The following is a 24161-nucleotide window of genomic DNA, read 5'->3' as shown; positions in this document are numbered from 1 at the left end:
TCTTAGCGGGGGCGCGGTTTAGAATGTTATATTTTTTAGTGACTTAAGCCGCGCCGACTCTGCTAATTGTCGGAGCCGGCGCGGCCAAGCCAATCGAACAAACGACGCATATTGAGCTGGGCGCGGTTTAAGTGCCTTTGCCGGGATATGTACCCAGCGTCCCGACTGAACGCGGAGACCATCCATGCCTGATTTCGCGGAAGCCCGATCAATGAGCGCCGAGGAGTATCTCGCCGTCGAGGCCGCCGCGTCGGTTCGCCATGAATACGTCGCTGGGGAAGTCTTCGCGATGGCGGGCGCGAGCGAGGAGCACGCAACAATCGCCGGAAACGTCTTCGCATTACTGCGTTCGCACGTTCGCGGCAGTGACTGCCGGGTCTATATCGCCGACATGAAGATGCGCGTTGAGCCGGCTTCGGCTTTTTTCTATCCGGACGTGTTCGTGACCTGCGACGCGCGCGATGCGGCTGAGCCATTCGCCAAACGCTATGCACGCCTGATCATCGAGGTCTTGTCCGAGTCGACCGAAGGCTATGACCGCGGTGCCAAGTTCGGTGACTACCGGCGACTCGACACGCTGGAGGAGTACGTTCTGATCGATTCGCGCCGCCGCGCCTGCGAGGTGTTCCGCCGCCGCCCGGACGGCTGGCTGCTAGAAGCTCCGCCCGAGAACGGTCGGTTGGTTTTGCATTCCATCGATTTTGAATGTCCGCTCGACGCTCTTTATGAGGACGTCTCGTTCCCACGCTCAAGCACGGTGGATGCCGTGTGATGCCCGGCATCGATTCGCCCCGATCGAGCGTGGCGCTAATCTCGGGCTCGCAGTCGACTGCAAAAAACAGCGGAAGCGGTCAGGTGCATTTTCCGCCAAGCCTGCCCCCATGCCCCGACGCCCCGAGTCTCCATCTTGATGGCGAGCCGTTGAACGTCGCGCAGCGCGGGCACGCAACCCCAGCGCCTCTTCCTTCTATTCACGCCGTTCATTAAGACGAGCCGGTAGGGTGGACGAGCGAGAGCGAAGTCCACCGAACCCCGCGCCGACGCTGGTGGACTGTGCCCCCGCTTCTCCACCCAGCGCAAAGTCATCGCAGTGGCCCGCGTTACGAGCACGGCCCTTCGATGCACAGGACGATCGCGTCTATCAGGCACGGCTGGTGGAAGCGCTGCTGCGCGAGCAATGCTTCCTGCATGCGATGCCTGCGCAACGTCGAGAGCGTGGTGCGGTGACCTAAGGCTCCGAACACCGGATCACCCCCGGCTCTGCCGGGGGCATCCGGGCGTCTCATCGTGGATGAGTTCGAGCGTTGCCGGGGAGGTTTACTGAACCTGCTCGGGGAACGTGATTACGGACGTCTGCCTGAATGCATCGACCTTGGCGAGGACCTGCTTTTGCAGCTCTTGCGCCCTCAGCTGCTTCTCGATCTGTGCCTTCATGTCCTCGAAGGGGACGGCTCCGGCCGCATTTTTGCCGGTCGACTTGATAATGTGATACCCAAACTGGGTCTCGACCACCTCGCTGAAATTACCTGGTTCCAGGCTGAAGGCCGCCTCTTCAAAGGGCGCGACCATCTGACCGCGTCCGAACTCGCCCAGATCGCCCCCTTGAGGCGCACTCGGGCAGGTCGATTCCTTCTTCGCCAGCTCGGCAAAGTCTTCACCGGACTTCACCAGTTTCAATAACCCTTCCGCCTTCTGCTTCGCCTTCTCCTTCTCCTCGGGCGTGGCGTTGGAATCCACGCCGATCAGGATATGGCTGGCACGCATGGATTCCGGCTTCTTGAATGCGTCGGCATTCTCGTCGTAGAAGGCCTTCAGCTGTGCGTCTGTGATCTCGATCTTCGACGCCACCTCGTTCGCGATGAAGGCATCGATCAAGATTCCCTGTTTCAGGATCTCGCGCAACGCATCCGGGGTCACGCCTTTCTGGGCGAGCGTCGTCTCCCATTCCTCCTCGCTCGCAAAACGTGATCTGATTGCAGCGAGCTGTGCATCGGTCTGCTCGTCGAGATCGGCGACCGTCTCATTCTTCGCGAGCTGATACAGAAGCTCCGAGCGGATCATGTTCTCCTGCGCGGCCTCCTCGATGCGTTTGCGCGTGGCGGGGTCGAGCGGTGCGGCCGACCGACTTTGGGCCAAGAGGGCGCCGATATTGCGGTCCAGCTCGGCCCGCGTCATGCCCACGCCGTTGATCGTCACGACGACATCCGCGGGGTCGCCGGATGTGGCCGAAGTTTCCGCCGCCGGCGGAGCTGCCGGTGCGGCTTCTTGAGGGACGGTCTCCGCAGCCATGACGCCGCGCGCTCCGGCGAGTGCCAGAGTGACGGAGGCCGCGGTTGCCAGTTTGTAGAACAGGTGCATGCCGTGATTCTCTGTGGTGAAGAAAAAAAGAAAAGAAAGCCGGCGGTTTATAATCCCGGACAGCCGGAGCGCGCAACGACAAAGACGCGTTTCGGCCTCGGTCGTTATCCTGACACACGTCCTCCTGATTGCGCTCGGTCGGCCCAGGCGGTCGTGCTGCATGCCGCCCGCACCAGCGGTCGCCGGCGCAATCCCTCCATCTTGCCGGCAGGAGTGCCCTGCCTAAGCCGGAGGCTCACCCTGAACCTTAAGTCGTCAGGAGCCGATCGATGGCGGAACCGCAACTCTCCGTGCGCAGTGCCAAGGCACGAGAACGGGCCCATCGGCTGGGTAAGCGTCCAGCGAAATACATCTATCCCGCGCACTGCGCGATCTGCAAGATGCCGCCATGTTCCACGCACCGAGGGGAAAAGCATGGCAGAGAAGCGGCGCAGTCGCGAGCAGTGGCGGGAGTTGGTCCGGGGCTGGCCGGGCAGTGGTCTGACGCAGGCACAGTACTGCGAACACCACGGCATTTCCACCGGGAGTCTGTCGCGGTGGCGGGCCGTCTTCGGCCGGGAGCACCAAGCGGGCGGCGGCCCGGCGCGATCCCGCGCCGAGGCGCCGTTATGCTTGCTGCCGGTGCAATTCAGTGAAGCCCTCGAGCCGGCGCGCCGTGATCGGGTGCTGACCGTCGTCTTCGGTGACGGCGTGCGCCTGGAGGTCCCGCCCGGATGCGATGGCGCCACACTCGCGCGGGTGGTGGATGTGCTCGCGCAGCGCACGACGGCATGATCGGCTTCGGCGCACGCACGCAGGTGTATCTGGCTGCAGGGGCCACGGACATGCGCAAACAAATCGACGGTCTTGCGGCCTTGGTGGTCGATGTGCTGCAGGCCGATCCGTTCTCGGATCATCTGTTCGTCTTCTGTAATCGCAGCCGCGACAAGCTCAAGATTCTCTATTGGCACAACAACGGCTTTTGGCTGTGGTATCGGCGTTTGGAGCGCGAGCGGTTTTGGTGGCCGGCGCCGCAGAGCGTCACACCGGTCATGCTCTCGATCCGCGAATTGGGCTGGTTGCTCGAAGGGCTCGATCCGCGCCGTGTCAAAGCCCATCGGCGGGCTGAATTCGACCTGCTTTAAACGCGATGACGCTCGAATGAAGGTCGGTATTCCGGTATTATTCAGTTCATGGACGGCCCGCTTCAAAGACTTCCGAATGACCCCGAGATGCTCCACGGGATCATTGGCCGGTTAAGCGATCAACTGGCGCAATCCGAACGCGAGCGAGCCGAACAGTCGCTGCAGTTGGAACAGCACTCCAATACCCTGCAACAGCAGACCCGGCGTATTGACCAGTTGCTCGAGTACATCGAGCTGTTGCGGCGCAAGCGCTTCGGCCGCAGTGCCGATCGCATCCCCGAGAGTCAGCTCGGGCTGTTTGACGAGACCGAGCTCGAGGCGCTGATCGCCGAACTGGAAGCCGAGCTGCCGGCCGACACCGCGCCGCCGGCGACACCCGCCGAAGACACCCTCGCGCCGCCCAAGGGCAAGCCGGTGCGCCGGCCGCTGCCGAGCCATCTGCCGCGGGTCGAGCGTATCCTGGATCTGCCCGAGGCGGAGAAAGCCGCCATGGGCGAGGATTGGGTCTTGATCGGCTACGACAGCTCCGAGCAACTGGCGGTCATCCCCCGCCAGACCTACGTCATCGAATACAAGCGCGCCAAATACGTTGCCCGTAACGAAGATGTGCCGGGCGCGGAGGTCGGGGTGAAGATCGCCCCGCGTCCGGCGCAGATCATCCCCAAATCCATCGCCCACAGCTCATTGCTGGCCTCCATCGTGACGGCCAAGTTCGTCGATGCCCTGCCGCTGTATCGTCAGGAGACGATCTTCGCGCGCGAGGGCATCGCGCTCGGGCGCCAAACCATGGCGGGCTTGCTCATCCAACTGCAGGTTCCGCTGCAACCCGTCGCCGCGGCGCTGAAAGACCTGCTGCGCCGGGGAGCGGTGGTGCATATCGACGAGACGCCGGTGCAGGTCCTGCGCGAGCCCGGACGCGAGAACACGCAAGACTCCTACATGTGGGTGTTTTGCGGCGGGCCGCCGGGCACACCGGTGCGCTGGTTCGAGTATGCCCCGAGCCGGGCCGCGGAAGTCCCTCGTCGGGTGCTGTTCGCGAGCGACGTCGATCCGCCGCCGCTGCCGTTGTATCTGCAATCCGACGGCTACGGCGCCTATGGTGTCCTCGCCGCTGCGCCCGGAGTCATCGGCCATGCCGGGTGCTGGGCGCACGTGCGACGCAAGTTCGTCGATGCCGCCAACGGGCGCAACGCCGGTGCCGCGCAGCAGATGGTGGCCCTGATCGGGGAGCTCTATGCGGTGGAGCGGCGCCTGCGCGACGCCGATCCCCAGACCCGGCTGCGCGGGCGTAGCGAGCACAGTCGAGCGATCCTCATGCGCATCCGCCGGTGGCTGGATCGCACCGCCACCCGCGTGCTTCCCAAAAGCCTGCTCGGCGAAGCCATCGCCTATGCCCTCGGCCAATGGCCGATCCTCATCACCTTTCTCGAGGACGGGCACCTGGAGATCGACAACAACATCGCCGAAAACGCCATCCGGCCCTTTGTGGTCGGGAGAAAGAACTGGCTCTTCGCCGGCAGTCCCAAGGGCGCCGAAACCAGCGCGCTGCTCTTCAGCCTGATCGAAACCGCCAAGGCCAATGGCCTGGAGCCTTGGGCCTACCTCAACCACCTCTTCGAGCACCTGCCCGGTGCCAAGTCCCCCGAGGCGGTCGCGGCGCTGCTGCCGCACAATCTGAAAATGGACGACCTCAAAAGGGAAGGGTCAATCCGGTAGTTCGCCGGACGCTTACTCGGCTGGCCCGTTCCGAACGCCGTTCGGCGGCCGAAGCGATCGAACGGGCTCTTGAGATGTGCCAGGCGCGGCAGCTCGGAAACGAGCCTGGAGGGGTCTTCAACGAGAGCCCGGCGCGGGATTGCGCGACCGATGTCGATCTCGATGCGCTGATCCGCGAGGAACGCAGGCCCAAAGGGGTATCCGAACGGACCGGAGCACGACTTACTCTGGGCCTCCTTCAAACGAGAAAACGTTCTCAAGGCTACTATCCCAATTCGCTCTGCTGCCTACAAAAATATGTGCTGATGGCGGAATAGGAATATCGGAATCGAGGCACCCCGCAGGTACGACGAGTAGGTCTCCTTGTTGTACGTTTGGCAATGCCGAACCGCAGCTAGCACAAAAGCTACGTTGGTGGCGAGTATTAGGAAGTTTGTATGTTGAGATTTGATCCTCCCCAGCTAGCCACCGAATCACCGCGGCACTGGAAAATAGATTTGCTGCATGAGCCGAGCCTGTATCCTTTCGGCAGTATGCGCAGTGGCAAAGAAAGAAGTGTTGGAACTCGCCGTCCACTTCAAAAGTGACCTTGCCGCAAAGACATGATCCGGAATATTTCATGGCCTATTCTTGCTGGCTGGTTTCTGGCGCATAACGCCATGCTCAGCCGAGCCGGATGAGCGAGAGTGAAACCGGCTTGGGCTGGAGCACATCGTCAGGCTTGAAGTGGAGTGTTGATACCAATTTCCGCCATTCGGAAGCTCGCCGGTCTCGGCTAGGTTTAGAAACTGGGCTTCGTTCAAGAATTGCACGCCTTGCAATTCAGCTTTCTCAGTCTTTTTTGGTCCTGCATTTTCACCGCCACATAGAAAATCTAGATTCTTCGTTACAGATGAAACTGCTTTAAAATTATGACTCTCAGCAATTGCTGAAAGCTCATTCTTTCTGGATGCGCTAAATCCAGTGAAACAGACTTGTAAACGGTGATCTTGCGCTTTCCTTGAGCGCATAGAATAGATAATTTTCCATGCATCCGAGTCGGAAAGAGCCTCGATCTGTTCCTTGCTCATATCCGATTTGGACATGAGAATCATTGTTGGCTTTTCGCTTGCCATTTTCTCTCCTTGTCACCTAACGGCAACCCTAAAGCGACCCGGACAGCGCGCCCACCGCCGATTGCCGCTCGCACCGAGCTCGAACGCGCTCGCCGGGGTCGCTTTTGAGGGCGTGGTCGGGTGGGTTGCTTGGAATTAAGTAAACTGTCACCGGAACTCGACCAGCGAGGAGACCCGCGCAAAACGCAAGCGGTCGAGGCTGTGGGAGCGTCCGAACACCGAGAATTGCCGATCTGAATCATTTGAAGTTGGCCGCTTTTTCTTTCAGCACAGCCCGCGCAAACTGCGGACCCGTGCGAAGCGCCGGCCGCAGTTTGGCATCGGGCTGGTGCGCTTGTTGGCCGTTTCTTTGCTATGCCCGCAGCCATTTTTCTGCGCCGTGTACCCATCCGAGGTGTAGTCGAAGACCGCAACCAAGACGCTTGGTCGAGACACCATTGATCTCGGCTGGTACGCCGACGGCGGCGAGAAATGCAGCGTAGTCATCGAACCAATCATCGTTTTGGCTAAATGTATGCACGACCATTGCTGCGTCGGCGGCACCGAACCTTTTAGCCTCGATAATGGCTGACGCGGTTCGATGAAAGAGCTGGTAGCGAAGGCCGTTTGCTGGCGGGAAACCGATCTCAAGCTCTTGGCACAAGAACTGTAGCCGTCGTTTCTTCCCAACGGATGGGTCTTTGAACCACTCGGCAATTGTCGGGCCGAAAGATTCCGATACCTTCCCTTCAACTGCTATTGAGACCAAGCCATGCGATGTTCTACCTAACACCCATACGTCATTTTGCGACGGTCTTGATCCTCCAGGTATCTGAACCTGATGCTCGGGGATGCAGAACAGCGCTTCAATTTCCGCCAATGCCGGCGCGCGGGCGAGAACCGCTCTTATCTCGCCTGGGATGTCTCCCGATTCTTCCCAGCAATACGCAAGCGCCTTCGCGGAGTTGCCGGTTTTCCAGTGCTTCTCGGGTTCGGCAAGAAACCGTTTCCAGTCCTCGGGTCCCGATGTGGGCATGAAGATTCTGGTCATTTCTGTGGTTCTCAGACTTCCACGGCCAACGCCATGCTCAGCCGAGCCGGTTGAGGCACCGGGTTAGGCGATATTAAACGTCGTCTGTCCCTGTTTTCTGCGCTATCCCAGTTCGCTCTGCTGCCTACAAAAATATGGGCTGATGGCAGAATCGAAATATCGGAATCGAGGCATCCCGCAGGTACGAGGAGAAGGTCTCCTAGTTGTACGTTTGGCAATGCCGAACCGCAGCTAGCACAAAAGCTACGTTGGTGGCGAGTATTAGGAAGTTTGTATGTTGAGATTTGATCCTCGCCAGCTAGCCATCGAATCACCGCGGTGCTGGAAAATAGATTTGCCGCATGAGCCGAGCCTGTATCCTTTCGGCAGTATGCGCAGTGGCAAAGAAAGAAGTGTTGGAACTCGCCGTCCACTTCAAAAGTGACCTTGCCGCAAAGACATGATCCGGAATATTTCATGGCCTATTCTTGTTGGCTGGTTTCTGGCGCATAACGCCAGCCGTAACCGGCGCATTTGTAGTGAGCGCAGCGAGCGAAAAATGCGTCCGCGTTTACGGCCTTGTTAGCCTTCAACATCTAAAAACTCAAACCTTCTTAACCAATCAATCCGAGCTGTAAGTAGCTCTAGGTTGACGCCGTGGCCCATTGCCGCTGGCCGTTTCACAACATTAACAACTGTTTCGGAGTACTGCTTTTCCTCGTAATCCAACTCCTCGTCTTGAATAACATCCTTGTGCTTCAGCAAAGCAATTGAGTCACTTGTTCTGAATTGATCTTTCTTTGCCGCTATTAGAAAACCCTCAATTAGCGCACATTCAAAACTCTTCTTTCTATTTTTCTCTGGGACAATCTGATAGAGATAATCAATCAGTTCTGATTCGTCGCCTTCATCGGAAATGTATCGTTGATAGGCGTCAGGCTTGAAGTGCCTTGCCAACATCAAGAAAACTAGCAAAGCGGGAAATAGGAACTGATTTTCTTTTGCTGTTCTAACTGCGATATTGACACTTGCTAGGAATTGCTCAACCTCCCTCAAAGAAAGCCGAAGTCCGACAGCAAGCACAATAAAGACATTCTTCAAATGCCCATAGTCGTACTGAAATTCTTGATATTTTTTTCTTGGGGTAAAGAACTCCTCAAGCTCGAATGATAAAAGCAGTGATTCAATATAGTTGCTTATATCTGGCCTCTTTAACTTGTATTCAAAATCAATGAATCGGCGAAGATATCCATCTGCATCGATTCCGTTTCCATAGACAGCCTTGATAGAGTGACCCAATTGCCCTTTATCGGGAGCCAACACAAACACCAAGCCCTCTATATTAAATAAATGTTTGATTCTTTCCAGCAGTTCAATGGCATAGTTCGGCCTACAGCGATCTAATTCATCTACAAAAATAATGAGGTGATTCCCATTTGCGGAATTCTCAATAAACTCAGTTAGGGCGCTATGAAACTCTGATATTGCATCTTTTTGTTGGAGGTAGCTATCGAGTGCATCGCCAGCCAAAGACCCAGCAGTTTTAGCTATCTCATCTTCGATTATTTTATCAGCATCAATGATGCCCGCTGTCGCAATTCTTATCAGTGCTGGAATGCCTCGTTTGGCTATTTGTTTTCCAGCAGCCTTGGTTTTCTCCCATGCCTCATTGGTCTCCTCTGAGGCGCCGATCAAACTCTTGAGACCTTCGTTCATTTCTCCTAGAAATGAAACCAAAGGATCTTCTGAGAAATCGGTTTCCCATGCATTGAAATATAATGAAGGAGTATTTCCTGCTTTGAGATGGTGCTCCCATAGTTTGATAAAAGTTGTCTTTCCTGTTCCCCATCGCGAATCGATTGCTATCACGGCTGGAGAGTCTACATTTTGCGCTAGCAATGTGAGGTTAAGAATCTCTTCTTTTCTATCCAAACGATCCGATTTAAACGGGTCATCTGGATCAAATCGGATTGGCTTGAATTTCAGATTCAATGCATTTTTCCTATAGAGGCTAACGTGATGCTTTCCGCTGTCCGCTTTCCGCTTTCCGCTTTCCGCTGGAGCTGCTTGTTAAATTCGTCAATCGATATTCCTTCCAAGGAGCCTGGCTAAGAAACTGACCAGCCCTCGTTCCTCGCGGCCAGCGGTGCTCCCAAAGTGATAGTTTCTGAAGGCGAAAAGTAGGCTGACAAGTCCGCAGGCAATTCCTATCCATTGGAGCCAATGCACTCGCCGCCCGAAGACCGTCTCTAGCATCGGGTAGAACGTGCTGTGCTGCCTTTCGCTTATGAGTGAGGCCATCCAGGCGGGCAGCACAAAATAGAAGAGGGAGAATGCTAACACGCCCAATAGAAGAGCGCCCTTCCAGCTCACTCGGGAGCTGATGTACGCCACGTCATCGACCATCGATGAAGAGCGGCTCCCTCTTCGATACCGTCTGTATCCCATGGTTGCCTGTCCCTCTTTATAACTTAACGCCAAACGTATCCGGCGAATTTGTAGTGAGCGCAGTGAACGAAAAATGCGTCCGAGTTTACGGCGTTGTTATGCCTTGGCCCGTGTTTAATCATCTTTGTCCCAGCCCGCTTTCCCATCACAGAAGTTGCAACCGGCCCAATAGCTGTTCTCCATATCTCCCGTATTTGGTTCATTGCACCACTGGCACCATTGCAGGCTTTCAAAAACACCAAAACAAGAAGCGCATACGTACTCATCGTTTGGCGTCCGCACTACAGTGTGATAGCCCTCACAATCTCCGCAATTACCTGGGCTCCATGATTCATCGCCATCTTTCGCCGCAATATGAGCAGCGCCATCATCAATTAGAATATCCGCAACATCTTCAGGTTCGAATCGTTTTCCGCAATTACCGCAAGACGAAAATCCCTCGTTCTCGAAGAACACTGTTTCGCCGCAATTCGGACATTCGATTTGTAGAGAGCGTTCGGTTAAGCGACAGACAAGACATTCGGATTCATAAATTGTCTCTTGTTCATCTTCATGCTGTTGCGATTCGAAACCGCATGACGGGCATTGCTTGAAAACAAACCCGTTTGCCTTTCGTGAATCTATTTCTGAGGAAAGATTCTCAAACACAACAGACAGAAATTCATGAAGCCCTCTTAGCTTTTTATCAACATCCGCTATCTGCGATACCCAAGGAGCAAATACGTCCTTCCATTGTTCAGTGATTAAGCGATGTAAAAAGTACCAAGCCGTCAGTTGCTTTCTCGCCACCTCTTGTTTCAATGCACTTGCTTCATTGCTTGTGTGCGCCTCATGAAAGAAGTGCACTGTTTTGTTTCGGTGTTTAGTAACCTCGCGAAATACTTCTAACTCTCTTTTTGAGAGGCCACTCTTAACGACTTCCTGATTACCAACGAGACTCCGCAGGCTCACGTTTTGAGCCACCGGCGGTCGCACACTGGTGCCGTGACCACCACCGGGAGTCTGCACCATGGCCAAGAACCTCATCCAGTTTCAGAAGGGTCTGAGTTTGCCTGACTTTCTTGCGCAGTACGGCACCGAGGAGCAGTGCGCCGACGCTCTGTTCGGCTGGCGCTGGCCGGCGGGCTTCGTCTGCCCTGAGTGCGGACATGCCGAGGACTTCACGGCGCTGCGCACGCGCGAGCTGATGCAGTGCAGGCACTGCCACCACCAGACCTCGTTGACCGCCGGGACGATCTTCGCCTACACCAAGCTGCCCCTGACCGTCTGGTTTCTCGCCATGTATCTTCTCACGCAACAGAAAAACGCCATCTCCGCGCTTGAGCTCAAGCGCCATCTCGGGGTGTCCTACCCCACGGCCTGGAAGGTCAAGCACAAGCTCCTGCAGGTCATGCTCGAACGCGACGCCGATCGCCAACTGAGCGGGGTAATCGAGATCGACGACGTCTACTGGGGCGGCGAGGTTCATGGCGGCACCCCGGACGCGGCTCACCCAACAAGACCCCTTCGTTGCCGCCGTGGCCAAGAACGACAAGGGCCACCCGATCGCGCTGCGCATGAGCGTGGTTGCAGGATTCCGCAAGACCGAGTTGGCGCACTGGGCCGCCAAATTCATTCATCCCGACAGCATCGTCGTCAGCGACGGCCTCGCCTGCTTTCGCGGAATCGCGGATGCCGGCATCGAGCACCAGGCCATGGTGACCGGCAGCGGCGCCGGCGGCGTCGAGTTGCCCGAGCGCAAGTGGGTCAACACCATCCTCGGCAACGTGAAGACCGCGATGAGGGGCACCTATCATAAGGCCAGCTCCCAACATCTGCCGCGCTACCTCGCGGAGTTCTGCTACCGGTTCAATCGCCGCTTCGACCTGGCGGCCATGCTGCCGCGCCTCGGCATTGCGGCCGCGCGAACCCCGCCCATGCCCTACCGTCTGCTCAAGTTGGCTGAGGCTCATTGGTAATCAGGAACGACTTTATCCAACCTAGTTGCTGCATCATCCAAGCCAACCGACTGAAAATCGCCGGCAATAAATTTAGTCCAATCGGGCTCTTGCCGTTTTGCTACCACTAACGTCCAGTGCTCGGCCATCAAGCGTGCTTTGACGAAAAGCTCAACAGCCGCATGAAAGTGGATTACCGAATATTTTGGGCGCTCATCCAAGTCATCGATAGCTTTCGATAAGAAATCGAGGGCATTGTCTACCAAGCGCTTAAACATCAATTTCTGCGACATATTTGACTCGTGAAAACGGGGACAGACCCTGGGATACCTCAGGGGTCGCGGTAGGGACGGAGGTTACCCCCCGCCCCCCGCACAGATCCGTACGTGCGGAATTACCGCATACGGCTCCTGCCTCGGGTCATGACGCGAAGCGAACCGTCGGGTAGGGGTGAGCCAGTTTCACCGACGGTAGATATTTTCGAGCCAGCCTGTTACACCTCGACCAGGGCATCCGGTGCTTGTGACTACGCCGCATGAGAGACTGACGCCAGGCGCGGGTGACTTCCGCTCGGAAGCCGTCCAGGCGTTTGAGATTGCCCGGCACCGCGTGGTAGTTGAAGTAGCCCCGCAGGACGCGGCCCAGCCATTTTCCTTGCTCCGGAATTGGCGCGTGGCGCTGCTCCCTCAGTCGCCCCCGGATCGCCGCCAGCGTCGCCCGCATCCGCTTTTTGACGGTGCGTCTGACGATCGCGAATCGGCCTTTCCGGGTCTTGCCGCAGATGTGCGTAAAGCCGAGAAAATCAAACGTCTCCGGCTTTCCCAATCCCTGGCGTTTCCGGTTGGAAGCAGCGTAGCGGCCAAACTCGATCAGCCGCGTCTTCTCCGGATGCAGTTCCAGACCGAAGCGCTGAAGGCGTTCGCGCAGGTCCGCAAGGAAGCCGCGCGCCTCCACCTCAGCCTGAAATCCATACACGCTATCATCGGCATAGCGGACCAGGATGACCTGGCCGCGCGCGTGCCGCCGGCGCCATTGGTGCGCCCAAAGGTCGTGAACGTAGTGCAAGTAGATATTCGCCAGTAACGGCGAAATCACCGCACCTTGCGGCGTACCCCGTTCGCCGGGAACCCGCCGTCCTTGTTCGTCGATGACGCCTGCTTTCAGCCAGTTGCGGATCAGTCGAAGGATCCGTCGATCCGCGATCCGGTGTTCCAGGAATCGCATCATCCACCCGTGATCGAGCATGTCGAAGAACGAACGGATGTCTGCGTCCAAGACCCAGTTGACCGGCCTGGTGTCGATGGCGACATAGAGCGCGTCCAGCGCTTGGTGTTGGCTCCTGCCAGGTCGAAAGCCATAGGAGAACCCCAAGAAATCCGTTTCATAAATCGCGTTGAGGACGGTCACCACCGCCTGCTGCACGATCTTATCTTCCAAGGCGGCAATCCCCAGCGGACGCAAACGACCATCCGCCTTGGGGATGTAGACTCGCCGCGACGGCGTGGCGCGATAGGCACCGGTATGAATCCGCCGGTGCAAGTCCTCCAGCCGACTGGCGAGGCCCCCCTCGTAGCTGGTCCAGGTCACGCCGTCCACCCCCGCCGCCGCGTCCCGGCGAAGCGCATGGAAGCTCTCCTCCAGTAGCGTCGGTGTGATGTGGTGCAGCAGTGCCGTGAACTGTGCCCGCCGATCCCGGCGGGCCGCTTCGCGTACGCCTTCGAGACCCATCGACACGCGATCCCGGCTCTGTGTCCGGTGCGTGGGCGCCTCTCCAGCGTTCCCCTCGGCTACGCCCCTTCCCTCCACCACCTCCGCGGGGTTGTCCCCCTTGTTCGGCAGCTTCTTCGGTACTACGAGCGTATCCGACTTCTCATCCGCGTCGATGGCGGGATGACGGCTTTGCCTTCCCCGCCCCACCCGGTCGGCGCCGGGTACGGATGAGACCTCCCAGGTCCTGTGCAAAAGGCTTCCCGGCATGCTCAGGGTCTCCGACCGCGCGGGATCGTCTGCGCACTTGCGATTAGCGCCCGCAGCCGTGTCGCCTTCCGCCTGTCTGTACGACGTCGGCATCCCGGAGTTCGTGATTTCGCGGCTCAATGGCTGGCCTGCCGGTTTCCCCTGTCAACGCTTGGAGCTACGCCTCACGGCATATCCCCCATGACTCGGGGCCGAAACGAATCGCCCTTTCTATTTCGTATCGAACTTTCATCGACTACCTCTTGCCAGTTTGTCCTGGCGCATCACAGACCACGTTTTTCTGCTCCCTTGGGCCCGGCGGTAGGCGTGAATCTGCGGGACGACCTCGAAGGTCTGGCAGAAGGAGTCTTCGACCAAGGTGCGTCGGGCGGAATCGGGTTCGCCGGGGCCGAGGATCCGTTCGATTCGTCGGGCCAGTCCGTCGGTGGCAGCGGCATCGAGGATGCGACTTTGGTCCAGGCCGGCCGCGTTGAGATTGCGGACGCCGTAGTCGGGGCCGAGTTGCGCCTCGAGCAGCGCCAGGGTCTCCAACTCTCCCGAATGCGCGCCCGCGAGCGCCAAGGGGCTGATGTCGGAGGGGAGGATTCTGGCCATGAGCGTCCGTTCTCGATGGTGGCGATCAGGGTTTGCCGATGCCGACGACGCGTCCGACTGGATAGCGACCGGCTGGGCGCTCGGCCTCGTTCTTGGCTGCCGCGGCTCCAGCCGCCCGGACGACCTTGCGGCGCGTGGTCCGACCGCCGCGATGCATGATGTCGCTGATTTGAACGCTGCCGTCTTCCATCGTCGGGGACGTTCTCCATGAAACCGCAAGGACGCGTTCGAGTGTAGACGCGGTGCGGGTTGCGAGAATTGATGAGCGTCATGGTTTGCGACCGAGGCGCCGACCGTCGCGGATGGGTGCGCGCATCCGGAAATGTTCGATGCTGCGTGCCCTGGCGGGGTCAGATCAGGACCGGGAGGATGCCGAGGGATGTCGAGGCCGGAACGACGAGGCAGTGGTGGGACGACGGGTGCCGTTCTTATCTTCGTCGGCGATTCTCTGTATTCTGCCCCGAAGCATTGGTCACTCTGGCATCGTCTATGTTCGCTTGCTTCCGGAGACTCTTCCGCCGCTCGAGGATCCCGGTTCCGATGACGGTCTCCCTGATTCTGCTGTGGCTTCCGGTTGCAACCGTCTTCGCTGCGCCCCTGGCCATCGAGCCCTTGGCCAACCCGCTTCGGCCGCCGGATACCTCCAGTCCGCAAGCCACTGCACGGAGCCTGATCCGCAACCTCGAGGAGGCGTACGAGATCGCGAAGGATCCCGAGCGATCCCGCGAGGATACCCTCGCACCCCTTCGGCGTGCCCGCCGTACGCTCGATCTGAGCGAGGTGCCCGCCGAGTTCGCCGCGGATATCGGTCTCGAGGCGGCGCTGCTGATCAAGGAGACGATCGACCGTGTCGGTCTTCCGCCGTACGAGGAGATTCCGGACGCCGAACGTGTCGCGATCGACGAGCTCTCGAAGTGGCGCATTCCCTCTACCGAGATCACCATCGCCGAGGTTCAAGAAGGACCTCGGACCGGGGAATGGCTTTTCAGCCCCACAACCGTGGATCTGGCGGAGTCGTTCTACGAGCGGGTCTCCGAGCTGCCCTATCAGCCGGGTGCAACGCCTGGACTCTACGGTGCCTACAGCCTGACCCCGGGAGCCGGATTAAGCCTCTCCTGGGGAGCCGGGTTGCCGTCGTGGCTGGGGGTTCAGGTGTTGGGCCAGACGGCCTGGCAGTGGATCGCCGGAGTGTCCGTACTCCTGTCGGGTTTCGCCTTGGGCGTGGTTGCCTATCGCGCCGGCCGACGCGCCGACAAGCGCCGTCGCGAGCACGATCGGATCTCGCGCAGGGGGACCGTCATGGCGCTCCTGTTCGGTGTCGCCTTGTTGCAGGTGATGAAGTACTTCATCAACGAGGTCGTCAACTTCACCGGACGGATGCTGATCCTGGACAAGCAGTTCTTCGTCATCTTGGAGTACGCGCTGCTGGGCTGGCTTGCGGTCTTGATCCTCAATCAGATCCCGGAGCTGGTGATTCGCTCGCGGCGCTTACGTCCCCGGGGCATCGACAGCCAGCTGCTGCGGCTCGGCTTCAAATTGCTGGCCTTCGTCGCGATTGCGGCACTGGTGGTGGACGGGGCGCAGCGGATCGGCCTGCCGGCGTATTCGGTGATTACCGGTCTCGGGGTCGGCGGCTTGGCGGTCGCACTGGCCGCTCGCGAGACCCTGGCGAATCTCCTCGGCTCGTTGGCGATCATGCTCGATCGCCCCTTCCGGATCGGCGATTGGATCAAGATGGACGGCAAGGAAGGCACGGTCGAAGACATCGGCTTTCGAAGCACCCGTATACGGACCTTCTACGATTCCTTGCTGTCGGTGCCGAATTCGGTCACGGTCAATACGGCGATCGACAACATGGGCGAGCGGGCCTATCGCCGTGTCTCGACGAAGCTGAATATTCGTTACGACACCGGGCCGGAGCGGATCGAGGCCTTTCTCGAGGGGATCAAGGAGATCATCAAGGCCAATCCAGCCACACGCAAAGACTATTTTCACGTCGTCATGCACGACTTCGGCCCTCACGGGCTGGATGTCTTGCTGTACTTTTTTCTGCAGGTCCCGGACTGGTCCGCGGAGCTCGTGGAACGGCAGCGGGTGTTCATCGAGATCATGCGGCTTGCGGAGCGGCTGGGCGTCGACTTTGCGTTTCCGACCCAGACGATCGAGGTGGAGAGCATGCCGGGACAGCCGCATCAAGCGCGACCGGCGCAGGAGCCGAAGGAGCTCTCGGCGGTCGCGCGCAACTTCGGCACGCAAGGCAACGATGCCCGGCCGCGCGGCTTGGGTCTCTTTACGCCGCCGTGCGAGGAGCGCTAAGCATCTCTTTCAGTGGTGACATGGAGGCGATGGTCGGGGCAACGGGACACGTTCGTCTGCGCTCGGGGACGCTGTAGCGGCGCAAGGTAGCATCCTCAACGGGTGGTCCTTGGATATCGATCGAAGCGCAAGCGGCTCGGTCCCAGTGACATTCCAGCTACTCATCCAACTCTCCGAGCGCGGCGCCGTCGGCAAGTCCGCCCGGATAGACGGTGTGATGCTCTCGAACTCGTAGCGGCCGTCACCCTGCGGGTGAGGCGTCAGATCTCCAAGATCGTCAACCGCGTCAAGGCATTGCATGAAGCACGAAGCGGTCAACTGCCGGATCTAGGTTGAGGAGCCGAATCGACGGTCCATTTGTGATGACCGGCAGGCAGGCCTGTATCGACGGTGTTGATTTCAATATCGAGGATCTCTCCATGCCGCTGCAGATCGCCAATCCCGCCGTCGTCGGCAAGGTCGAGCGGCTCGCCCGAGTGACCGGTTTGAGCAAGACGGCTGCCGTGGAGCGCGCGGTCGATCAACTGCTGAGAGAGCTCGAGGGCGCCGCCGAGCCAGCCGCCTGCACGCGTGCGCTGCTGGTGCAGCTCGATCGCATCCCGGACCGAGCAGACGCCGTCGATCCCCTCCCTTGGGACGAGGCAGGACTCCCCGAATCCTCGCCGAGACGCGAGCCGACGCGCTGCTCGAAGACCATCGCCGCGTGCGCGAGGCCGCCCGCGATGTCGGCCAGTACAGCGTCAGTGCCTGCTTGCCGGTGGACGTGATCGGCGTCTATGTGTTGCTGCCGGACGAGCTTTGACGGGGGCAGGAGTGGCGAGTGGTGAATGGCGAATCGTCATCGAGACAAAGTGGCACTCACGAGTCGCTATTCTTCTGCATTAATGTACAATTTAGACACTATGTACATTTTGGAGATCGACGATGCGCACCGTGACTGCAAGCGAAGCGAAGCAAGGGCTGGCAAGCGTCATCGAGGCTGCGGCCAGGGAGCCGATCGTGATCGAGCGCCAGAAGCGTGCGGTCGCCGTTGTGTTGTCGATGCAGGAATACGAGCGTCTTGTCCGACTCAACGTCGCCGAGTTCCAACGGTTCTGCGATCAGGTCGGGGCCTCGGCCAAAGACGTCGGCATGAACGAGGCCAAGCTCGCCGAGCTCCTTGCGGATGATTGAGCAATCGCTCTGGGTGCTGGACACGAATGCCCTGATCAGTCGCTTGCTCTGTCCCGGCGGCGTGGCTGCGCAAGCCGTCGATCATGCCTTGGCGCGCGGCGTACTGCTGGTGTCCGAAGAGACCCTGAGCGAATTGGTCGAGGTCCTGAGTCGCTCCAAGTTCGACCCCTATGTGACGCGCGCGGATCGGGTGCGATTCATTGAGCGACTCGGCGGCGTGGCGCGTATCGTCCCGATCGTAGGCAAAGTCCAGGCCTGTCGCGACCCGAAAGACGACACGTTTCTGGATGTGGCACTGAACGGTGAAGCGACGGCCATCGTCACCGGCAATCAGGATCTACTGGTCCTGGACCCATTCCACGGTATTCGTATTGTCAGCCCGGCGGCTTTTCTGACATGGGCATGAGCGGCGTTGCGCCTCTTCGCCGCAGGCGCCGCTACGCCTCGTCGGCGCGCCTTGTCCTGACCTACAGGAAACGTGACAGGGCCAGTTTGCCCCTTCGGTCTCCTGGCGCTTGGAAGCGGAGCTGGCCCGCAGCTTCCCCGAGGCCGTGCGGCGCGGCCACGCATTCGTGGCCGGCGGCCAGGACGACCTGGTGCGATTCCTGAGACGTGCCGCAGCATTGGCTCGCGCCCTACCGAATCAGGCGGAACTGGACTTCGAGACTGAGGTCGAGGAGGCTTTGGCGGCTCCCCCTCCGGACCTGATTCGCGGGACGGAGGTGGAGCGTCTGGTGCGTCAGCGTGTCGGTCAGCAGACCTTCCGCCAAGCCACGATGGCCTACCGGGGACGCGCCTGTGCGGTCACCGGGATTACCGTACCCGAGGTCCTGCGCGCCAGTTTTGACGATCTCGGGCGGAACCGCATGAAGCGCATTGCCCGGCCACAGGGCCTCGGCCAGGCCGGCATCATGACGGGTTCGGCGCAGGTCCGGGTTTCGCGTGCCCGGGCAGGTCGGCGTCGAGCGCTTTGCCACACGGTTTTATGCATTCCGGCCCGACCCAAACTCTGGGGACAGAACGATGAGCCGGCAGGATTCAGCCTTGTTCCCGATGAAAACGAGAGGACACTGAATGCGTCAGCACCGATGGCGCCATCGTCTGCAGCTCTGCTTGTTCTGCGCGCTGACAACCCCGGCCTGGGGTCAGGACCCGCCCGGTGTCCAACTGGCGGCCGTGGAAACCAGCGAGATCGTCGAGGAGGTCCGGCTCACCGGAACCGTGAACGCGTTGCGAAGCTCGCGCTTGTCCACGGCGGTTGCCGGTCTCGTGAACAAGGTCGCGGTCGAGACGGGCGGGAAGGTCACGCAAGGCGACCTGCTGATCGGGCTGGACGATGAGCAGGCGACGTTCGAGCTCGCCGGTGCCCGCGCCGAAACGGAGGAGGCGAGGGCGCGGCTCGAGGAGGCCCGCCGTCGACTGGACGAGGCCCGGTCGCTGGGGCGCGGGAACATTGCCGCGACCGAGGTCAGCACTCGGGAGACCGATGTTGCCGCCGCGCAGGCCGCGCTTGCCCGGCTGCAGGCCGCCGAGGCACACCGAGAGGTGGTGTTGCGCCGGCATCGCGTGGAGGCGCCGTTCGACGGTGTCGTCAGCGAGCGGTCCAGCGAACTGGGCGAGTGGGTCACGCCGGGGGATGCCTTGCTGATGCTCGTGGACACCGACCATCTGAGGCTGGATTTTCAGGTGCCTCAGGAGGCCTATCGGCGGATCGGCGAAGACTCAGAATTGCTGATCGGCGGCGCCGGTCCCGAAGGTGACTCGATGGCGGCCGAGATCGATGCCCTGGTCCCGGTCGGTGAATCGCAATCCAGAACCTTCCTGCTGCGTGCGATCGCCCCCGAGGGCTTTGCCGCGTTGCCCGGCATGGCCGTCGAGGCGGTGCTGCGGATCTCGACGGGGAAGCAGGGATTGACCGTGTCCCGCGATGCGATCAATCGCTATCCGGACGGTCGTGTCACCGTCTGGATCGCCGAGCCGACGGACGGGGGGCTTTACGCGGTCCGGGAGAAACGCGTCGCCACCGGCACCGGCTTCCGCGACCGCGTCGTCGTTGTCGAAGGACTGGAAGGCCATGAGCAGGTCGTCGTGCGAGGCAATGAATCCCTGGAACACGGCATGACGGTGCGGATCGCGGAGCGGACGGCGCGCTGATGTTCGCCGGCATCATCCGACACGGCACCCTGGTGGCCGTGATCACCCTGATCCTGGCCATTCTGGGCAGCGCCGCGGCCTTGCGCATCCCGGTGCAGATGATCCCGGATCTGGAAACCCGCACGGTGACGGTTGAGACCCGATGGCCGGGGGCGACCCCGCAGGACATCGAGAAAGAGATCCTCATCGAGCAGGAGCGCTACCTGCGCAATGTGCCCAACCTGACCCGAATGATCTCGTCCGCGTCCTTCGGTGCATCGGAGATCGAGCTGGAATTCCCGTTCGGTGTCGACATCACCGAGGCGCTGATCCAGATCAACAACGCCCTCAGCCAGGTGTCGGATTACCCCCGCAACGTGGACGAGCCCCGCATCGTCGCGGCGTCGTTCTCCGCCAATGCCTTCATGTACTTCAGGATCTCCACCCTGATGGGCAACCCTCGGGAGCTGGACATCGACCTGATGCGTGACTTTGTCGAGGACCGGGTTCGGCCGCGCATGGAGAGCGTGCCGGGTGTGTCCGAGGTCACGGTCGGGGGCGGTGCCGAGCGCCAGGTCCAGATCACGGTGGACGAGCTGAAACTGGCCCAGCGCGGACTGAGCCTGGTGGACCTGCGGGATGCCGTCACGGCCCGGAATCGCGATGTGTCCGGCGGCGAGATCGATTCGGGGAAGCGCAGCTACCTGCTGCGCACCCTGGGACGGTTCGAGGATCTCGAGGAGCTGGAGCAACTGGTGGTGTCGCGCACCGGCGACAGCGTGGTCAGGCTCTCGGATGTCGCCAGCGTGCGTCAGGATCACTCCCGGATTCGCGCCGTGTCCTTCGTCAACGGCCAGCGGGTCCTGGGGTTGCAGGTGAGGCGGGAGAGCGGCTCCAACGTCATCGACATCAAACGGGCCATGCTGAAGGAGGTCGATGCCATCAACCGGGAGGTCTTGGAGCCCGCCGGGATGCGGCTCGACCTCACCGCCGACGATGCCCGCTACGTGGAGGCATCGGTGGCCAACGTCCGCAACAATCTGGCGATCGGTGCGGTGTTTGCCTCCCTGGTGTTGTTTCTCTTCCTGCGCTCGTCCCGGGCCACGCTGGTCGCGGTGATCGGCATCCCCTTGTGCGCCATCGCGGCCTTCATGGGTCTGCTGATCGCCGGGCGCACCATCAACGTCATCTCGTTGGCCGGCATCGCGTTCGCCATCGGGATGACCGTGGACAACAGCATCGTGGTGCTGGAGAACATCGAGCGTCATCGTCGTCTGGGGCTGAACCGGTTCGATTCCGCGCTCAAGGGCGTCCAGGAGGTCTGGCCGGCGGTGCTCGCATCCACCATGACCACCATCCTGGTGTTCCTGCCCATCCTCTTCATCGAGCAGGAAGCGGGACAACTCTACTCCGATGTGGCCATTGCGATCTCCGCGGCCATCCTGGCCTCGATGCTGGTGGCCGTCACGCTGATTCCCACCCTCAGCGCACGGATGGGCTTCGGTGTGCGCGAAACGGCCGCGGACGGATCCGGCAACGCCCCTTTCGGAGGTCGGGCCGGCGGCTGGGCAGAAGGCATCGTGGGTGGCGTGCGCTGGCTGGTCGGCAGTGCCGTGCGACGGGTACTCACGATCCTGGTCACGGTTGGACTGAGCCTCTGGATCATCCTGGCGTTGACGCCTCCCGCCGAGTATCTGCCGGAGGGCGAAGAGCCGAAGACCTTCGCCTCCATGAATGCACCGCCCGGCTACAACCTGTCCGAGATGGAGGCCATCGCCAAACAGATCGAAGGCCATTTCCTGCCGCACGTCGGCGCCGCGAGCGACGCCTACGCGGCCGGCGAGGTCTCGGTACCGCCGCTCGCCTACCTGAACATGCAGGTCCGGCCCACCAACCTACGTATCATCGCCGAGACCATCGATCCGTCGCACATCGAGGCATTAATGGACGAGATCACCGGTCTCTACGAGCAGTTTGCAGGCATGCGGGCATTCGCCGCCAAGGGCTCCATCATCTCCAGCAACGACGGCGGGACCCGCAGCATCAACCTGGATATCTCCGGCCCGGATCCGGTGTCCATCTACCGCTCGGCCAACGCCGCCTACGAACGCGCCCGGGAGATCTTCGACAACCCGCGCATCCAGACCCAACCGCCCACCCTGTCTCTGGCTCAGCCCTTGATCCAGGTGCGCCCGGACTGGAATCGGGCCGCCGAGCTGGGTCTGGACACCGAGGCGATCGGCTTCACCATCGCCGCCCTGACCGAAGGGGCATACCTGGACGATTTCTTCCTCGACGACGACAAGATCGATATCTATCTCTACGGCAGCCAGGGCCGGGAGCCTCGCCTGGACGAGCTGCCCAATGTGATGATTCACACGCCAGGGGGCGCCACCTTGCCGCTGTCCGGCCTGGCGACGATCGAGGAGGCCGTGGACGCCAGCACGGTGCGCCGGGTGGACGGTCGTCGCACCGTCACCCTGAACGTGATCCCGCCGGACGACGTGCCCCTGGAAACGGGTGTCGCGCGCGTGAAGGAGGAGCTGCTTGGCGCCATGCGCCGCAGCGGCGAGCTGCCGTCGGACGTGAGCGTGGAGATCTCGGGGGCCAGTGACCAGCTCGACGCCACCCGTGACGCCTTGACCGGCAACTTCCTGATTGCGATGGTCATCATCTATCTGGTGCTGGTGGCGATCTTTGCGCATTGGGGCTTCCCGCTGCTGATCATGACCGCCATTCCATTGGGCATCGCCGGCGGCATCGTCGGGCTGGCGCTACTGAACCTGGTCGGGGGCCTATTGCCCACGATCGGCCTGATGCCGCTGAGCCAGCCCTTCGACATGATCACCATGCTGGGCTTCCTGATCCTGATGGGAACGGTTGTGAACAACCCGATCTTGGTGGTGGACCAGGCCCGCCAAAACCTCCGCCAGCAGGGTGTTTCGGTGGTGGACGCCGTGGTGGACGCGGTTCAGATCCGCCTGCGCCCCATCGCCATGACGACCCTGACCACCATCTGCGGCCTGTCGCCTCTGGTCTTTCTGCCCGGCGAAGGCACCGAGCTCTATCGCGGTGTGGGGGTGATTGTCTTGTTCGGCCTGATGGGTGCGGCAACGGTCACCCTTACCTTTCTGCCGGCCCTGACTGTGGTCGTGCTGTCGTGGGGCGAGAAGCGGGCGACGAAGAGCGAGTTGCCGTTGTCCATGAATTGAGCCGGCCCCGTTTCCCTTGCATGAGATCCGGGAGAGGCACGTCGTCGTCCAATGATGGCACGTCTTCTGCGCTAAACTTGACAGAACCGACCACCCGATTCAGTCAACCAAGTCCGGAGCCCGGCCATGCCGACACCAACCATCAATCCGGACTTCGCCCCGGTGCTGGAGCCCCTCGGGAACGGTGCCGGCGATTTCTTCCTCGCCGCCGGTCTGTACCAAGCGCACAAGATCAGTTTCGGCGCCGCCGCGGCCCTCGCCGGCCTCGGCTACGAGGAGTTCCACTACCGGCTTAAGGAGCACTTCGGTCACGGCTTTGTCGTCGCCGACGAGACCGTGGAGGACGACCTGCGGCTGGTCGAAGCGCTCGTGGACCGGCGCTCGTGAGACTCGTTACCAATGCCAGTCCTCTGATCTTCCTCGCGAAGATTGAATTGCTTCCGATGCTGCGGAGCTGCTTCTTGCAGGTTCTCGCACCACCGGCGGTGGTGGCCGAGACCAGGTTGGATCTGCCCGGCTTCATCGAATGCCGGGAATTATCAGAGATCGGGCATGCGTTCGTTCGCGGCGCGATCGGCACCCTGCATCGGGGGGAGGTGGAAGCCATCGTCCTGGCACGCGAGCAGGGCATCGATCTCGTTGCCATCGACGACAAAGCCGCCCGGAGCAGAGCCAGTCAGATGGGCCTGAGGCCCATCGGCACCCTTGGCCTGATCGTTTTGGCCCACCGCTTGGGCCACCTCGACGCATTGACCGCTATGACCAAGGTCGATGAGCTTGTGGACATCCACGGCCTCTATCTCTCGAGCCACGTTCGCCGGCAAATCCGCAGCCAGCTCGGCGGATCATTCACGGGCACGGTCAAGCGCTGAACGCGACGTAAAAGATCGGCGAGCTGTGAAGAAATTGAGCCCCTTTTCCCCCGGCAGCGGGGACGTCCGCTCAATCTGCATGACGGGTCGTCGGGCCCCTTCGAGCGGCACGGAAATCACGGAGCCCAGCCCGGAAGAACCACCAGCCAAGACGTCAATCTCCCTGCTCACCCGGGC

The 24161-nt window shown here is 60.6% G+C and carries 24 protein-coding genes and 1 pseudogene; 14 read left to right on the top strand and 11 right to left on the bottom strand.

Features of this window, described 5'->3' with window-relative positions; genetic code table 11:
* Positions 1 to 184 precede the first annotated feature (184 nt).
* Together LT988_RS07410 and LT988_RS07405 are read left to right on the top strand one after the other, a co-directional pair.
* On the top strand, positions 185 to 772 hold the full coding sequence (locus tag LT988_RS07410) for a Uma2 family endonuclease (RefSeq protein WP_232409549.1): 588 nt from the start codon (positions 185 to 187) through the stop codon (positions 770 to 772).
* Between the two features lie 229 nt (positions 773 to 1001).
* Entirely contained in the window at positions 1002 to 1232 is a 231-nt protein-coding gene (locus LT988_RS07405) for a hypothetical protein (protein ID WP_232409548.1), read from the top strand.
* A gap of 85 nt (positions 1233 to 1317) precedes the next feature.
* On the opposite strand, the gene LT988_RS07400 is transcribed toward LT988_RS07405, so the two are convergent.
* Positions 1318 to 2358: a peptidylprolyl isomerase gene (locus LT988_RS07400; protein WP_232409547.1), complete on the bottom strand. Its 1041-nt coding sequence runs from the start codon at positions 2356 to 2358 to the stop codon at positions 1318 to 1320.
* 414 nt (positions 2359 to 2772) lie between these two features.
* On the opposite strand from LT988_RS07400, the gene tnpA reads away from it, so the two are divergent.
* From tnpA to tnpC, 3 genes are read left to right on the top strand one after another with little or no spacing between them, the layout of a single operon-like run.
* Positions 2773 to 3132, top strand: coding sequence for an IS66 family insertion sequence element accessory protein TnpA (gene tnpA, locus LT988_RS07395; protein ID WP_232406789.1), 360 nt, complete (start codon positions 2773 to 2775; stop codon positions 3130 to 3132).
* Positions 3129 to 3482 carry an IS66 family insertion sequence element accessory protein TnpB gene (gene tnpB, locus LT988_RS07390; protein ID WP_232406790.1) on the top strand — a complete coding sequence of 118 codons (354 nt, stop codon included), beginning with the start codon at positions 3129 to 3131 and terminating at the stop codon, positions 3480 to 3482. Before tnpA ends, tnpB begins: the two co-directional genes overlap by 4 nt.
* Positions 3483 to 3530: 48 nt before the next feature.
* Positions 3531 to 5198: an IS66 family transposase gene (gene tnpC / locus LT988_RS07385; RefSeq protein ID WP_232406791.1), complete on the top strand. Its 1668-nt coding sequence runs from the start codon at positions 3531 to 3533 to the stop codon at positions 5196 to 5198.
* Between the two features lie 222 nt (positions 5199 to 5420).
* Here the strand turns inward: tnpC and LT988_RS07380 are convergent, their stop codons facing one another.
* From LT988_RS07380 to LT988_RS07355, 6 genes are all read right to left on the bottom strand, one after another.
* The gene (locus tag LT988_RS07380; RefSeq protein ID WP_232409546.1) at positions 5421 to 5819 is read right to left on the bottom strand and encodes a GFA family protein; all 399 of its coding nucleotides are present in this window, start codon (positions 5817 to 5819) and stop codon (positions 5421 to 5423) included.
* Positions 5816 to 6313, bottom strand: coding sequence for a BRCT domain-containing protein (locus LT988_RS07375; protein ID WP_232409545.1), 498 nt, complete (start codon positions 6311 to 6313; stop codon positions 5816 to 5818). Before LT988_RS07375 ends, LT988_RS07380 begins: the two co-directional genes overlap by 4 nt.
* 352 nt (positions 6314 to 6665) lie before the next feature.
* Positions 6666 to 7343, bottom strand: coding sequence for a DUF6946 family protein (locus LT988_RS07370; RefSeq protein ID WP_232409544.1), 678 nt, complete (start codon positions 7341 to 7343; stop codon positions 6666 to 6668).
* Positions 7344 to 7354: 11 nt separating this feature from the next.
* Positions 7355 to 7801 (bottom strand): GFA family protein, encoded by a 447-nt coding sequence (locus tag LT988_RS07365; RefSeq protein ID WP_232409543.1) that lies wholly within the window; start codon positions 7799 to 7801, stop codon positions 7355 to 7357.
* Between the two features lie 103 nt (positions 7802 to 7904).
* The gene (locus LT988_RS07360) at positions 7905 to 9314 is read right to left on the bottom strand and encodes a KAP family P-loop NTPase fold protein (protein ID WP_232409542.1); all 1410 of its coding nucleotides are present in this window, start codon (positions 9312 to 9314) and stop codon (positions 7905 to 7907) included.
* Positions 9315 to 9884: 570 nt separating this feature from the next.
* Complete coding sequence (locus LT988_RS07355) at positions 9885 to 10787, bottom strand: hypothetical protein (RefSeq protein ID WP_232409541.1); 903 nt, start codon at positions 10785 to 10787, stop codon at positions 9885 to 9887.
* 82 nt (positions 10788 to 10869) lie between these two features.
* Here LT988_RS07355 and LT988_RS07350 point away from each other — a divergent pair.
* Positions 10870 to 11728: pseudogene (locus LT988_RS07350) on the top strand (IS1595 family transposase).
* Here LT988_RS07350 and LT988_RS07345 read toward each other — a convergent pair.
* From LT988_RS07345 to LT988_RS07330, 4 genes are all read right to left on the bottom strand, one after another.
* On the bottom strand, positions 11719 to 12000 hold the full coding sequence (locus LT988_RS07345; protein WP_232409540.1) for a hypothetical protein: 282 nt from the start codon (positions 11998 to 12000) through the stop codon (positions 11719 to 11721). The pseudogene LT988_RS07350 and the gene LT988_RS07345 sit on opposite strands and share 10 nt — an antisense overlap.
* A gap of 127 nt (positions 12001 to 12127) precedes the next feature.
* A complete protein-coding gene (ltrA, locus tag LT988_RS07340) occupies positions 12128 to 13684 on the bottom strand; it encodes a group II intron reverse transcriptase/maturase (RefSeq protein ID WP_408648051.1) in 1557 nt (518 codons plus the stop codon).
* Between the two features lie 228 nt (positions 13685 to 13912).
* A complete protein-coding gene (locus LT988_RS07335) occupies positions 13913 to 14278 on the bottom strand; it encodes a hypothetical protein (RefSeq protein ID WP_232409539.1) in 366 nt (121 codons plus the stop codon).
* A 25-nt stretch (positions 14279 to 14303) separates the two neighbouring features.
* Complete coding sequence (locus tag LT988_RS07330; protein WP_232409538.1) at positions 14304 to 14468, bottom strand: hypothetical protein; 165 nt, start codon at positions 14466 to 14468, stop codon at positions 14304 to 14306.
* Positions 14469 to 14818: 350 nt separating this feature from the next.
* On the opposite strand from LT988_RS07330, the gene LT988_RS07325 reads away from it, so the two are divergent.
* From LT988_RS07325 to LT988_RS07290, 8 genes are all read left to right on the top strand, one after another.
* Positions 14819 to 16594, top strand: a complete 1776-nt coding sequence (locus LT988_RS07325; RefSeq protein WP_232409537.1) for a mechanosensitive ion channel family protein — start codon at positions 14819 to 14821, stop codon at positions 16592 to 16594.
* Positions 16595 to 16956: 362 nt separating this feature from the next.
* The gene (locus LT988_RS07320; protein WP_232409536.1) at positions 16957 to 17361 is read left to right on the top strand and encodes a type II toxin-antitoxin system VapB family antitoxin; all 405 of its coding nucleotides are present in this window, start codon (positions 16957 to 16959) and stop codon (positions 17359 to 17361) included.
* Positions 17362 to 17518: 157 nt separating this feature from the next.
* Positions 17519 to 17767, top strand: a complete 249-nt coding sequence (locus tag LT988_RS07315; RefSeq protein WP_232409535.1) for a type II toxin-antitoxin system Phd/YefM family antitoxin — start codon at positions 17519 to 17521, stop codon at positions 17765 to 17767.
* Positions 17760 to 18173, top strand: a complete 414-nt coding sequence (locus LT988_RS07310; protein ID WP_232409534.1) for a putative toxin-antitoxin system toxin component, PIN family — start codon at positions 17760 to 17762, stop codon at positions 18171 to 18173. The genes LT988_RS07315 and LT988_RS07310 overlap by 8 nt, the downstream gene beginning before the upstream one ends.
* Before the next feature lie 668 nt (positions 18174 to 18841).
* Positions 18842 to 19921: an efflux RND transporter periplasmic adaptor subunit gene (locus tag LT988_RS07305; protein ID WP_232409533.1), complete on the top strand. Its 1080-nt coding sequence runs from the start codon at positions 18842 to 18844 to the stop codon at positions 19919 to 19921.
* A complete protein-coding gene (locus LT988_RS07300; RefSeq protein WP_232409532.1) occupies positions 19921 to 23112 on the top strand; it encodes an efflux RND transporter permease subunit in 3192 nt (1063 codons plus the stop codon). Before LT988_RS07305 ends, LT988_RS07300 begins: the two co-directional genes overlap by 1 nt.
* Positions 23113 to 23238: 126 nt before the next feature.
* Positions 23239 to 23499: a UPF0175 family protein gene (locus LT988_RS07295; protein ID WP_232409531.1), complete on the top strand. Its 261-nt coding sequence runs from the start codon at positions 23239 to 23241 to the stop codon at positions 23497 to 23499.
* Positions 23500 to 23615: 116 nt separating this feature from the next.
* Positions 23616 to 23984: a DUF3368 domain-containing protein gene (locus tag LT988_RS07290; RefSeq protein WP_232409530.1), complete on the top strand. Its 369-nt coding sequence runs from the start codon at positions 23616 to 23618 to the stop codon at positions 23982 to 23984.
* Positions 23985 to 24161 lie beyond the last annotated feature (177 nt).

It is taken from the genome of Thiocapsa bogorovii (assembly GCF_021228795.1).
GTDB classification, from domain to species: Bacteria; Pseudomonadota; Gammaproteobacteria; order Chromatiales; family Chromatiaceae; genus Thiocapsa; species Thiocapsa bogorovii.
Note: the sequence above shows the minus strand (reverse complement) of the source record. Positions and strands in the feature narration are given on the sequence as shown.